The following is an 11,891-nucleotide window of genomic DNA, read 5'->3' as shown; positions in this document are numbered from 1 at the left end:
CATTCTTTTCCGGGCCACCAAAAAGGATCGCCGGGACAAGCCCGGCGATGATGAACTCTTGAGGTGAGCGGAGCCTTCAGCCCACGATGCGCAAGTCGCGCGGGAAGGACGTCAGGCACTCGATGCCATTCTCAGTCACCACCACATCGTCCTCGATGCGCACGCCGGACTCGCCGTCGCGATAGAGGCCGGGCTCGATGGTGAACACCATGCCGGGTTCGAGGACTTCCTTGTTGCCGCGCATGATCTGCGGTGCCTCATGCACGTCCAGCCCCAGTCCATGGCCCGTCTTGTGGCGGCAGAACTGCGCGAATTGCGATTGCTCCAGCACAGTGAGTACCGCGTCGTCGACGTCGGATGCGGTGATCCCGGCGCGCGAGATCTCGCGGCCCTTCGTGTTGGCGGCCAGCACCGTCTCGTAGAAGGCGCGATCATAGTCGGACACCTCCTTCACGTAGAAGGTGCGGGTGATGTCGGCGGCGTAGCCCTGGTAAGTGCCGCCATAATCGATGAGCAGCGCGTCACCCGGCTTGAGGTGGTAGTCGGGCCGCGCATGGGCATGAGGCTTCGCCGCATTGTCGCCCGCCGCCACGATGGGCGCGAAGGACAGTCCGTCGGCGCCATGCGAGAAGAGGTTGCGCAGCAGGATGGCCTCGACCTCCGTCTCGGTCATGCCGACCTTGATTTCGACGAGCGTCGCTTCGAGAGCTGCCTCCGAAATCTGAATGGCCTTGCGCTGCAGCTCGATCTCGGCCGGCGTCTTGTGCAGCCGCACGCTCGAAATCTCGCCGTGGATGTCGACGAACTCCGCGCCGGGCAATGCCTGCTGCAGGGCGAAAAGGTCGAAAACCCGCATGCGCTGGCCCTCCACGCCGATGCGCGTGCTCTTGCGCAGCTGAGGCAAAGCCTCACCGGCGGCCATGAAGGCGCCCATGTAGCCTGCCTCGTCCCGCCACGGGAACACCTTGCCGGGGAACCCGATGGGCGCGAAGGAGCCCATTTCAAGATGCGGCACGACGGCGACCGGCTCACCCTTGCGGGGTACGATCACCGCGAGCGGGCGCTCCATCTGGTGAAAGTCCTTGTTGAAGACGCGCCGGAAATTTGCACCGGGCACCAGCACCAGAGCATCGAGCCCGGTGCGCGCGAGAACAGAAATCAAAGGTATGAGCATTGGGTTGCGCTAATTTGCAGAAAAGGTTTTCATCATCAAATACCAAGTTGCATGAGTTGCAACTTGGCTGTGTAAGTATGCGGGAGCGAGCGACCGCTATTCCTTGATCATGTAGATATATGCGGTGCTTACGCCGTATTTTTCAGCAAGCTTGGTGGCTGGAACGCCCTTGGAACGCTTGGCAAGGATGTCGGCGCGCATCTTTTCGGCTTCCACAGCCGAGCGGCGGTGGCGCTTTTGTCCACCACCGGAGCGGCTATCCTCAAGATGCGCGGTGTCGAGCATCTTCTGGGCCGTGGCGATGATCTTGTTGAGATAGGCAATCTGTCTCTTGGAAAGTGCCATTTTTGTTCCGCTATTTATGGGAGAGCGGCAGAAAGCGACTGTGGCTCTCGGGCTGTCGATACAGCTTGCTTACATTGCAAAACCGCCAGAGGCAATCCTAAGTTATTCTAACCCGGAAGTGGCTGATTAGCCACGCCTGCGCCGCCTGCGCTCACCGCCGTCATCGCCCGTGGTGATGACATCCTTCGTTGGCGGCAATGTGACCGCCTTCGACAATTGCGGGAAAGAAGCCGTCTTGTGCGGAATGGCCATGGCTTCGACGAAATGCTGCTGGAACATCGGTTCCACCGCCGTCTCGATCTTCTCGATGCGGCGGACGACGCTTTCGATTTCGTCACGCGCCTTCATGTTCAAGAGCGCGATGCGAGCACCCGTGCCCGCGGCGTTGCCTGCACTCTGCACTTTCGAGAGATCGCAATCGGGGATCAGTCCAAGGATCATCGCGTACTTCACGTCGATGTGACTGCCGAAGGCGCCGGCGAGGCGTATCTTGCCGACCTGCTCGATGCCCAGCTTGTCCATCAGCAGGCGCACACCGGCATAAAGTGCCGCCTTGCCGAGCTGGATGGCGCGCACGTCGTTCTGCGTCACGCGGATCAGCGGCTCGTTGCCGCCTTCGCGTGGCGCGCGGATCACATAGTTGAAAGTGCGCTTGTGGGGTTCGATGCGCGGGCTGCGCTCGGCCAGCGAACCATCGATCAAACCATCCTGGTTGATGACGCCCGAGAGATACATCTCGGCAATCGCCTCGATGATGCCGGAGCCGCAGATGCCGGTGACGCCGGTGGCAGCGATCGCTTCCTCGAAGCCGTCTTCGTCCGACCACAAGTCGCAGCCGATCACCTTGTAACGCGGCTCCAGCGTTTCCGGGCTGATGCGGATGCGCTCGATGGCACCGGGTGCAGCACGTTGGCCTGACGAAATCTGCGCACCCTCGAAGGCAGGCCCGGTGGGAGACGAGCAGGCCAGCAGGCGGGCCTTGGAGCCCAGCACGATCTCGGCATTGGTGCCGACGTCCACCGCCAGCATAATCTCGTCCTGCTCATGCGGGGATTCCGAGAGCACGACGCCTGCGGTGTCGGCACCCACATGGCCCGCGATGCAGGGCAGGATATAGGCCCAGGCGCCGGGGTTGAGATGCATGTCCAGTTCCTTCGCCGGGCAGGTGACGGCAAGCCCGGTGGCGAGTGCAAAGGGCGCACCGCCGAGTTCGGTGGGGTCGATGCCAAGGAACAGGTGGTGCATGACGGGGTTGCCGACCAGCACCACTTCGAGAATGTCCGAGAGTTCGATGCCGCCCTGATGCGCCACTTCCTGTGCCAGGGTGTTCAGCGCCTGGCGGATGGCGACGGTCATTTCCTTTTCGCCACCCGGATTCATCATCACGTAGGAGACGCGGCTCATCAGGTCTTCGCCGAAGCGGATCTGCGGGTTCATCAGGCCGGCAGATGCCGTGACCTCACCCGTTGAGAGATTGGTGAGGTGTGCGGCGATGGTGGTGGAGCCCACGTCGATGGCGATGCCGAACAGCTTGTCATGGAAACCCGGCCAGATGGCGACGAGGCGGTTGCCGCCGCCCGGCGCGCGGCTGAACACCGCTGCCGTGATCTTCCACTCACCCTTGCGCAGCGTCTTCTGCAGGTCCGAAATGATGGAGAGATCGCAGGACAGGTTGTCGATGCCCCATTGGTCGTGCAGCGCCTTGTAGACGCGCTCGAGGTCAGACGAGGGCTTGTGCATGTCCGGCTCTTCGACCTCGATGAAGCACAGCCTGGTGGCCGGATCGAGTTCGATGGCGCGGGTGTCGGCCTCCTTGCGGACGACCTGCTTGTGGACCTGGGATTCGGGCGGCACGTCGATGACGAGGTCGCCGAGGATCTGCGTCTGGCAGGACAGGCGGCGCCCGGCGGGGAGCCCGCGGATCTTGTCATAGCGCTCCTCGACCTTGGTGATGCCGGAGACGTGCGAAGCGGTCGAGGTGATGCCGTGCTTGGCGAAGTCACCCTCGCCCACGTTGATCTGGCAGCGCCCGCAGATGGCGCGGCCACCGCAGACCGAGTCGATGTCGACTCCAAGCGCGCGTGCGGCCTGCAGCACTGGCGTGCCCACGGGGAAGCGGCCGCGCTTGCCGGACGGCGTGAAGACGATGAGGGGGTTCGTTTCGGTCATTTGGAACGTCCTGAAAAGAGCCCCCTCATTACGGGGCGTGTTCGGTAGGTGATCAGCTGCGGCGGCGGCGCTCTTCGCGGGCCTTGCGGCGGGCTTCGATGTCCTCGTTGGAGGAAATCTCGCCTGCGGCCTGCGCGGCGGCCGACGGGGCTGCCGTCATCTCGCGGAACTTGTTCGTCCAGAACTTGCAGTTCCGGTCGGTGCCGTTCAGCACGTTGGCGCCGAAGATGGCGTGCATGTCTTCGTCGTGCAGCGGGTTCATGATGGCTGACGTCATGCCGTGGCTGGCGGCCATGGCGAGGAAGTAGCCCGTCAGCGCGCGGCGGTTCGGCATGCCGAAGGAGACGTTGGAGGCGCCGCAGGTGGTGTTGACCTTCAGCTCCTCGCGCAGGCGGCGCACCAGGCGGAACACCTGCTGGCCGGCCGTACCCATGGCGCCGATCGGCATGACGAGCGGGTCGACCACGATGTCATGCGGCTTGATGCCATAGTCGGCGGCGCGCTCGACGATCTTCTTGGCGACGGCGAAGCGCACGTCCGGATCTTCCGAGATGCCGGTCTCGTCGTTCGAGATGGCGACCACGGCGACGTTGTACTTGGCGACCAGCGGCAGGATGGCTTCGAGCTTCTCTTCCTCGCCGGTGACGGAATTCACCAGCGGGCGGCCCTTGGCGGTCTCGAGGCCCATCTTGAGAGCGGAGGTGACGGATGAGTCGATGCACAGCGGCAGGTCGCAGATCGACTGGACGATCTCCAGCGTCTGGCGCATCAGCGGCGGCTCGGTCTCGTTCGGGTTCACCGCAGTGACACCGGCATTGACGTCGAGGATGTGGGCGCCGGCAGCGATCTGGGCGAGGGCATCCTTGATGACGGTCTCGAAGTTGCCGGCCTGCATTTCAGCCGCGAGCTTCTTGCGGCCCGTGGGGTTGATGCGCTCACCGATGACGGTGAAGGGCTTGTCGAAACCGATGATGTGCTCACGCGTGGCGGACGCGACGAGGGTATGGGTCATTGGGCTTTGCCTCCGTTGGCGATGAGGGTCTTGAGCGTGTCCTGGGTGAATTCGGCCTCGATCCGGGCCTTGGCGGCCTCGACTTCGGCCAGCAGGTCGTCACCCACGGGTTGGGGCTCGGCCCGGCGCCAGTCGGCGAGGTAGCTGTCGGTATCGGAGGCGCCGCCGCGCATGGCGGCCATGTCGATCGCTTCCTGGAAACGGTCGGCGAGCATGCGCTTTTCCTCCTTGCGGCCGATCTTGACCGAAACCGCGGAAGGAATGTCGCGCCAGTAGGTGATGATGAGATTGGCCATGATGGCCCGTTGTATGCCCGGTCCGAAATCGGACCGATAGCCTGAAAGCGACATGAAAAAGGGCGGGACGAAGCCTCGTCCCGCCCTTGTCCGATTGGCGTCCGGTTCAGGCCCGGCGGTTCTTGGAAATCATGCCCCAGACGGCGAGCACGATGATGGCGCCGACAATGGCCCCAATGAAACCGGCACCCTGGTCCGGGCCATACCAGCCCAGCGCCTGGCCAAGCCAGGTGGCCACGAAGGCACCGACAATGCCGAGAATGGCAGTGAGCACGAAGCCCTGCGGCTCGTTCGGCCCCGGCATCAGGAACTTGGCGACGATTCCCGCCACAAATCCGATGATGATTGTCCAAATGATTGACATCAACGTCCCCTATGGTTGAGTAGGAAATGGATTACCAAACGGCGAGGGGAAATTTCCGTTCCCTGAGCCCCCTTGCAACCCGGGTGACCGGGGTCACCTGAAGCAGACCATAAACCTGGAGCGCCACATGTCAAACCGCATGCCTTCCCTCGCCGCCCTGCTGGGTCTGGTGGCCGTCGCCGGCTACCAAAACCGTGAAAAGATTGGGGAATTTGTCAAGAACATGCAGGGGGGTGCTACCGCCCCGGCTGGCGCCGGCCAGGCCCTGCCGGGCGGCGCCGCCACCGGCGGCCTCGGCGACCTGGTCGAGCACTTCCGCAATTCCGGCCTCGGCAAGCAGGCTGACAGCTGGGTTTCGACCGGCCAGAACGAGCCCGTCGACGAGGACCAGATGGGCCAGGCGCTCGGCCCGGACCTGCTCGACACGCTGGCCCAGCAAACCGGACTTTCCCGTGCCGAACTGCTGAAGCGCCTCTCCGCCGTGCTGCCGCAGGCGGTGGACCACATGACGCCGGGCGGCAACCTGCCGCCCGGCTCGCGCGAAGGCGCTGCATAAGCGCTGACGCATCGTCCTGACGACAAGATGCCCGGGCTCGTCCCGGGCATTTTTTTGCGCGCGCCGGGGCACGAAACCCATTACAGGATCATTTTCCTTGACTTTAGGTTGCGCCCATGCTAGGTATGATTTCCTCAACGTGCCTGCTGCTGATTGACATCGTGAATCTGACTTCCGGCCCGCAATTGCCGTCATGCCTATGGGAGAGGTGCGGCCTTGTCCTCTCCCGCGCAGCGGGAGAGGAAGGGGAAGGTGAGGGCAAGCGGTCTCCGGCCTGCGTGGTGTCCCCTCATCTCCCCGCTGCGTTCCGCAACGGGTCCCTTCTTCTCCCGCTGAAGGAGCGGGAGAAGACGTTTCAGCCGATCACGCCGGCCTTGCGCAGCCGTGCGATCTCCTCCGGCCCAAGCCCCAGTTCCTCGCGCAAGACCTTTTCCGTACCGTCGCCGAGGCGCGGCGGGGCCTTGTCGTACTGGATGGGGGTTTCGGAGAAGACGATGGGGTTGGCGACACCCGGCACCTGCACGCCATCATCGCGCGTCAGCCCGATCTGAAGGCCGCGCGCCAGCACCTGCTCATTGGCGAAGACCTGGTCGATCGAATTGATGGGTCCACAGGGGATCGCCGCACTCTCGAAGGCTGCGACCCAGTCCGCCGTGGTGCGGGTCTTCATCGGTTCGACCAGCATGGGGATCAGCTCGGCGCGGTTCACCACGCGGCCGCGGTTGAGCTTGAAGCGCTCGTCTTCCGCCAGATGCGCCAGCCCGAGGATGGCGCAATATTCCTTGAACTGACGGTCGTTCGCCACCGCCATGATGATGTGGCCGTCCTTCGTGGCGAAGGTCTGGTAGGGCACGATGTTGGGATGCGCGTTGCCAAGCCTTGTGGGCGCCGTGCCACCGACGAGATAGTTGAGCGCCTGGTTGGCGAGAACGCCAACTTGAGAATCGAGCAGCGCCACGTCGAGGTGCTGGCCCTCGCCGGTGCGCTCACGGTGGTACAGGGCAGCCTGGATGCCGATGGTGCAATAGAGCCCGGTGAAGATATCGGCGAAGGCCACGCCAATCTTCATGGGTTCAGCACCCGGCATGCCGTCGGGCTGGCCCGTCACCGACATGATGCCGCCCATGCCCTGGATCATGAAGTCATAGCCGGCGCGTTGCGCGTAAGGCCCCGTCTGGCCGAAGCCGGTGAGCGAACAATAGATGAGGCGCGGGTTGACGGCTTTCAGGCTCTCATAGTCGAGGCCGTATTTCTTCAGGCCGCCGACCTTGAAGTTCTCCATCACGATGTCGGACTTCGCCGCAAGCTCACGGATGAGCTTCTGGCCTTCCGCAGTCGCCATGTCGATCTCCACTGACCACTTGCCGCGGTTGGTGGAGAGGAAATAGGCGGCATCGCCCTTCGAGCCATCGGCATTGGTGATGAAGGGCGGGCCCCAGCCGCGCGTGTCGTCACCTTCGCCCGGCTTCTCCACCTTGATCACCTGCGCACCAAAGTCGGCAAGGATCTGCGTGGCCCATGGCCCTGCGAGCACGCGGCTCATGTCGAGGACTCGAAGACCGGCGAGTGGACCTGACATGATGGCTCCGTGAGAATAAAGGGCTTGGGTTCAATAGTCCAATTCCCTGAAGCCGTCACCCCAGCGAAAGCTGGGCCCAGCCTAGGGCACAGGGCAGGTGGACAGAAAGCTGGGTGCCAGCTTTCGCTGGCATGACGAAGATTCCGGATCGTAAATTAAATCTGCGCCCAGGCTTCGTCGTCGATTTCCAGCCCGTCGGCGGTGGCGAGGGCCAGCTTCTCGCCATAGGGGTTCTTGTGGCGCTCGCCGCCCACTGCGAAGGACGGGTCCACCGGGCAGCCGAGCCCGATATTGTCGCGCACAGTGAAGGGCAGCAGGTAGAGGCCGTGGCGGACATTGCGCAGGAAGGCCCGGCCATTGGCGTGGACGTCACGCATGATGGCAGGTGCGAGGAAGGCACAGGAGACCTCCTGCATGTCGATGCCCAGCGTGTCCCGCGTGAGGTCAAGCGTGCGGCGCTCGTCCTTCAGCGCCTCGCCCAGCAGCTTCACGCCGGAATAGCCGCAGGCTTCGAGCCAGATGGTAGCCCAGGCGATCTCTGCCGCATTGGGAATGGTGCCGAGCCGGGCCGTGAGGATGGTTTCTGCCGTCTTCATGTCGAGGTGCATGGCGGCAGTGTAGGACCAAAGGGTGGCGAGTGGCTAGGGTGGCCGCGACCTTGCTGTATTCCTTCGGGCTCAAATGCTTGATGCAGCCCGTTCAGGCGTCACTGCCCGAACATCACCTCAAGGTTTCGACTTGCGGCTGGCATAGCGTGCGTCGCGCTTCGCCTTGCGCGCAGCTTCATCCAGGATCGACTGCGCTTCCGCGTCTTGAGCGACCCTCTGGAGCTCCTGATCCTTGGCCAGGCGGTTTGCAGCAGCCGCTGCGTCTGCTTCAATCCTGATCCGTTCTGCGTTCTGTCTCTTCTCGAGATCGACGGCTGCCTTGCGTTCGGCCCGTGCAGCGCTTTCCGCTTGCCGTGCCATTGTTCGCGCGGCGGCTTCCGGATTGGCCTGATCTGGCTTTGCCTTGAACTTTTCCACGCGGCGGTTCTTGGCCGCCTCTGCTTCCTGTCTGCGATCGGCGAAGGTGTCTGATTTTTTCATCTGCCATCGCTATCAGCTATCGGTCTCGCCATCCACAAGGATTGGCGATGCACGACCGGGACAAGTGTCGTTTCCCAGGAATGGTGGCCGACGCAAGGAGGATCACACCCCGCCTGCCGAAAGCGACCCGAAGCGCTGCTTGATCCGGCGGACCAGCTGGTCCCGCACCTCGCGGTAGCTGTCGAGGATCTGCTCGCGGCTGCCCGCCGTGATGGAGGGATCCATGGTAGGCCAGTATTCGGTGTCGATGGCCATGGTGCGGGTCATTTCCAGCGCCCGGTGGTGGGCCTCGGGCGACAGCGAGATGACGAGGTCGAAGCTCGAGTCCTCGAGGTCCTCGAAGCTCTGCGGGCGATGACGCCCAAGGTCGATGCCCATCTCGTCCATCACGGTGGCGACGAAGGGATCGGCCACGCCGGGGCGCACGCCGCAGGAGGCGACATAGACGCGCTGGCCGTAGAAATGCTTCATGATGGCAGCGGCCATCACCGAACGGATGACGTTCTGCGTGCAGGCGAAGAGGACGGCGCTGGGAAGGTCTCCCGCCACGACGTGTGCTTAGCCCCGCCAGTGCAGGACGCAGACGAGGGTGAAGAGGCGGCGCGCGGTATCGAAGTCCACGTCCACCTTGCCGTTGAGGCGCTCCTTCAGCAGTTCGCTGCCTTCGTTGTGGAGGCCGCGCCGCGCCATGTCGATGGTTTCGATCTGGCTTGGCGTCGCGGTGCGGATCGCTTCGTAATAGCTTTCGCAGATCATGAAGTAGTCCTTCACGATGCGGCGGAAGGGCGACATGGAAAGCCCGATCAGCGTGAGGCGCTCCTCCGTCTCGTTCAGCACGTCGAAGATCAGCCGGCCATCGGCGGTGGAAAGCCGCAGCAGATAGGGGCCCTGCGGGTTGGTGAGCAGCGTGAAGCTGTTCTCTTCCACCAGGTCATAGATCGCGACGCGGCGCTCATGCTCGGCCTCCGGCGAGGGGCCAGGGCCGATGGTGGCGTCGAGCTCGATCGCGGTGAGGCGCGTTTTCGGTTTGTCCGTCATGGCGGGAGAATAGCCGCGCCCGGGCCCTTGAGGCTAGGGGACGTCCTCTTCGTCCAGTGGATGGCTTGGCACGGCAACGGCGGCCCAGGCGGGTCCAAGATCGGCCATCTGGGCTTCGAGGCATTCAACCGAAAGCCGGATGGTGGCGCCTTCCGAGAAGGTGAGCAGCACTTCGCCCGAGGGCGCGTCGAGCTCGGCGAAGGTGACGGAGAGGAGCGAGAGCACCTCGTCCTTCTCGAGGTGGCTCATGTTCAATGTCTTGACCGACAGCACGCGGTCGAAGTGCAGCCCGGTGCGGCGGCGCTGCGGCGTTTGCGTGTCATCCCAGGCGAAGCGATTGGCGAGCGCCACGAACTGCTTGCGCTTCGGGTCATAGGTCAGGTCGCCGGCCAGCAGGACTGCGTCCTGCATCTGGGCGGAGATGATGGCGAGGTCTTCGGTGTCGAGTGCTGTGAGGCGGAGCATCCGGATCAACCCGAAATGCGCGCGACGTCGGCGCCGCAGGCCTGCAGCTTGTCTTCCAGCGTCTCGAAGCCACGGTCGAGGTGATAGACGCGGTTGATCATCGTCTCGCCTTCGGCGGCAAGCCCGGCAATCACGAGCGACACGGATGCGCGCAGGTCGGTGGCCATGACGGGCGCACCCGTCAGCTTCTTCACGCCGCGCACTTCAGCGGTGTCACCGTGGAGGTGAATGTCGGAGCCGAGGCGGGCCAGCTCCTGCACATGCATGAAGCGGTTCTCGAAGATCGTCTCGCGGATGATCGAGGTGCCATGGGCCATGGTCATCATCGCCATAAGCTGCGCCTGGCAATCGGTGGGGAAGCCGGGGAAGGGCTCGGTGTCGACGCGCACCGGCTCAAGTGCGGCACCGTTGCGGTGGATGCGCAAGCCGTCGTTCTTGACCTTGACGTCGACGCCGGCGCGCTGCATCACGTCGATGACGGCGCCCAGGTGATTGGCATTGGCGCCCTGCAGCAGCACGTCGCCGCCGGTCATGCCCACGCACATGGCATAGGTGCCGGTCTCGATACGGTCCGCGATCACGCTGTGCTCGCAGCCTTGCAAACTGGTGACGCCCTTGATGCGCAGCGTCGCGGTGTGGATGCCCTCGATCTTCGCACCCATCTTGACGAGGCACTCGGCCACGTCGCCGATCTCGGGCTCGGAGGCCGCGTTCTCGATGATGGTGTCGCCTTCTGCCAGCACGGCAGCCATGAGGGCCGCATGGGTGGCGCCGACCGAGACCTTGTCGAACACGATGTGGGCGCCCTTCAGGCCCTTCTTCGCCGAGGCCAGCACATAACCATTTTCGATGGCAATCTCGGCGCCGAGCTTTTCCATGGCCATGAGGTGCATGTCGACGGGCCTGGTGCCGATGGCGCAGCCACCGGGCAGCGACACCTTCGCCACGCCGCAGCGTGCGAGGAGCGGCCCCAGCACCCAGAAGCTGGCGCGCATCTTGGAGACGAGGTCGTAGGGTGCGGTGGTGTCGACGATGTCTTTCGCCGAGAGGTGCATGACGTCGCCCATGCCGGTCTGGCTGGCGCGCTTGCCGGCCACCGTGATGTCGATGCCGTGGTTCTGCAGGATGCGCTGCAGGAGGCGCACATCGGCGAGGCGGGGGACATTGGACAATGTCAGCGTGCCCGGTGTGAGCAGCGACACGATCATCAGCGGCAAGGCCGCGTTCTTGGCGCCCGAAATCGGAATGCTGCCGTTCAGTCGGTTGCCACCGCGGATGCGGATACGATCCATCTCTAGTTCCCCTGCTGTGCAGGCGGCCCGGGAATCACTCCCAAGAACCAGCAACCTGCCCCGGTTTGGGCGCTAACAAGCACAGATGGCTCAATTGGGGCAACCATCCTCGTCGGCGGGCTCCTCCGGGGCCTCAGGCCCGCTCTCGCGGGCCTTCTCCTGCGCCCGGGCCTGCGCCTTGCGCTTGCCGATGTTGGCCTTCAGCGCCTTGGCAAGGCGGGCCTTGCGCGCGTCGGAGGAGGGCTTTTGTCCAGTCATGGCAGGGTTTTCGGGCCGCGCGGCCGCTTCGTCAAGCCGACGGGGTTGCGCAACCCCTCCCACTGTGGCATGTGTCCGCCCGCTTCATTGGCGCGCTGCCGTAGCTCAGTGGTAGAGCACTCCCTTGGTAAGGGAGAGGTCGTGGGTTCGATTCCCCCTGGCAGCACCATTTTTCAAGCACTTAGCGGATCGGTGTAGCATACCAAAGTGGTGTGCTACTATTGCGCTATCTCTTAGGTGCCCAAGCAATCATCG

Annotated in this window: 15 protein-coding genes and 1 tRNA gene; 2 read left to right on the top strand and 14 right to left on the bottom strand. The window is 63.8% G+C overall.

Annotated elements, in window-relative coordinates; genetic code table 11:
• Positions 1–76 precede the first annotated feature (76 nt).
• From WCJ41_RS17090 to WCJ41_RS17065, 6 genes are all read right to left on the bottom strand, one after another.
• Positions 77–1,162, bottom strand: coding sequence for a Xaa-Pro peptidase family protein (locus tag WCJ41_RS17090; protein WP_336907044.1), 1,086 nt, complete (start codon positions 1,160–1,162; stop codon positions 77–79).
• A 108-nt stretch (positions 1,163–1,270) separates the two neighbouring features.
• The gene (locus WCJ41_RS17085; protein WP_336907043.1) at positions 1,271–1,519 is read right to left on the bottom strand and encodes a hypothetical protein; all 249 of its coding nucleotides are present in this window, start codon (positions 1,517–1,519) and stop codon (positions 1,271–1,273) included.
• Between the two features lie 126 nt (positions 1,520–1,645).
• Positions 1,646–3,688: an ASKHA domain-containing protein gene (locus tag WCJ41_RS17080; RefSeq protein ID WP_336907042.1), complete on the bottom strand. Its 2,043-nt coding sequence runs from the start codon at positions 3,686–3,688 to the stop codon at positions 1,646–1,648.
• Positions 3,689–3,740: 52 nt separating this feature from the next.
• Complete coding sequence (locus WCJ41_RS17075; RefSeq protein ID WP_336907041.1) at positions 3,741–4,700, bottom strand: methyltetrahydrofolate cobalamin methyltransferase; 960 nt, start codon at positions 4,698–4,700, stop codon at positions 3,741–3,743.
• The gene (locus tag WCJ41_RS17070; RefSeq protein ID WP_336907040.1) at positions 4,697–4,996 is read right to left on the bottom strand and encodes a virulence factor; all 300 of its coding nucleotides are present in this window, start codon (positions 4,994–4,996) and stop codon (positions 4,697–4,699) included. Before WCJ41_RS17070 ends, WCJ41_RS17075 begins: the two co-directional genes overlap by 4 nt.
• A gap of 106 nt (positions 4,997–5,102) precedes the next feature.
• Positions 5,103–5,360, bottom strand: coding sequence for a GlsB/YeaQ/YmgE family stress response membrane protein (locus WCJ41_RS17065; protein ID WP_336907039.1), 258 nt, complete (start codon positions 5,358–5,360; stop codon positions 5,103–5,105).
• A 127-nt stretch (positions 5,361–5,487) separates the two neighbouring features.
• On the opposite strand from WCJ41_RS17065, the gene WCJ41_RS17060 reads away from it, so the two are divergent.
• Entirely contained in the window at positions 5,488–5,916 is a 429-nt protein-coding gene (locus tag WCJ41_RS17060) for a YidB family protein (RefSeq protein WP_336907038.1), read from the top strand.
• A gap of 355 nt (positions 5,917–6,271) precedes the next feature.
• Here the strand turns inward: WCJ41_RS17060 and WCJ41_RS17055 are convergent, their stop codons facing one another.
• The 8 genes from WCJ41_RS17055 to WCJ41_RS17020 all read right to left on the bottom strand — a co-directional run bounded on the left by WCJ41_RS17055 (position 6,272) and on the right by WCJ41_RS17020 (position 11,636).
• Positions 6,272–7,495, bottom strand: coding sequence for a CaiB/BaiF CoA-transferase family protein (locus WCJ41_RS17055; RefSeq protein WP_336907037.1), 1,224 nt, complete (start codon positions 7,493–7,495; stop codon positions 6,272–6,274).
• A gap of 155 nt (positions 7,496–7,650) precedes the next feature.
• Positions 7,651–8,091: a hypothetical protein gene (locus WCJ41_RS17050; protein WP_336907036.1), complete on the bottom strand. Its 441-nt coding sequence runs from the start codon at positions 8,089–8,091 to the stop codon at positions 7,651–7,653.
• 129 nt (positions 8,092–8,220) lie between these two features.
• Positions 8,221–8,583 (bottom strand): DUF6481 family protein, encoded by a 363-nt coding sequence (locus WCJ41_RS17045; RefSeq protein ID WP_336907035.1) that lies wholly within the window; start codon positions 8,581–8,583, stop codon positions 8,221–8,223.
• A gap of 102 nt (positions 8,584–8,685) precedes the next feature.
• A complete protein-coding gene (locus tag WCJ41_RS17040) occupies positions 8,686–9,132 on the bottom strand; it encodes an arsenate reductase ArsC (protein WP_336907034.1) in 447 nt (148 codons plus the stop codon).
• Positions 9,133–9,141: 9 nt separating this feature from the next.
• Positions 9,142–9,621 carry a UPF0262 family protein gene (locus WCJ41_RS17035; RefSeq protein ID WP_336907033.1) on the bottom strand — a complete coding sequence of 160 codons (480 nt, stop codon included), beginning with the start codon at positions 9,619–9,621 and terminating at the stop codon, positions 9,142–9,144.
• Between the two features lie 33 nt (positions 9,622–9,654).
• Positions 9,655–10,086 carry a DUF2948 family protein gene (locus WCJ41_RS17030; RefSeq protein WP_336907032.1) on the bottom strand — a complete coding sequence of 144 codons (432 nt, stop codon included), beginning with the start codon at positions 10,084–10,086 and terminating at the stop codon, positions 9,655–9,657.
• Positions 10,087–10,091: 5 nt separating this feature from the next.
• Positions 10,092–11,378: a UDP-N-acetylglucosamine 1-carboxyvinyltransferase gene (gene murA / locus WCJ41_RS17025; RefSeq protein ID WP_336907031.1), complete on the bottom strand. Its 1,287-nt coding sequence runs from the start codon at positions 11,376–11,378 to the stop codon at positions 10,092–10,094.
• A gap of 90 nt (positions 11,379–11,468) precedes the next feature.
• Positions 11,469–11,636, bottom strand: a complete 168-nt coding sequence (locus WCJ41_RS17020; RefSeq protein WP_336907030.1) for a hypothetical protein — start codon at positions 11,634–11,636, stop codon at positions 11,469–11,471.
• A gap of 94 nt (positions 11,637–11,730) precedes the next feature.
• On the opposite strand from WCJ41_RS17020, the gene WCJ41_RS17015 reads away from it, so the two are divergent.
• Positions 11,731–11,805 (top strand) — tRNA-Thr (locus tag WCJ41_RS17015).
• Positions 11,806–11,891 lie beyond the last annotated feature (86 nt).

Origin of the sequence: Aestuariivirga sp. (genome assembly GCF_037139295.1) — a bacterium.
Lineage (GTDB): Bacteria > Pseudomonadota > Alphaproteobacteria > Rhizobiales > Aestuariivirgaceae > Aestuariivirga.
The sequence above is the reverse complement of the archived record's forward strand: the minus strand, read 5'-3'. Positions and strand labels throughout refer to the sequence as shown.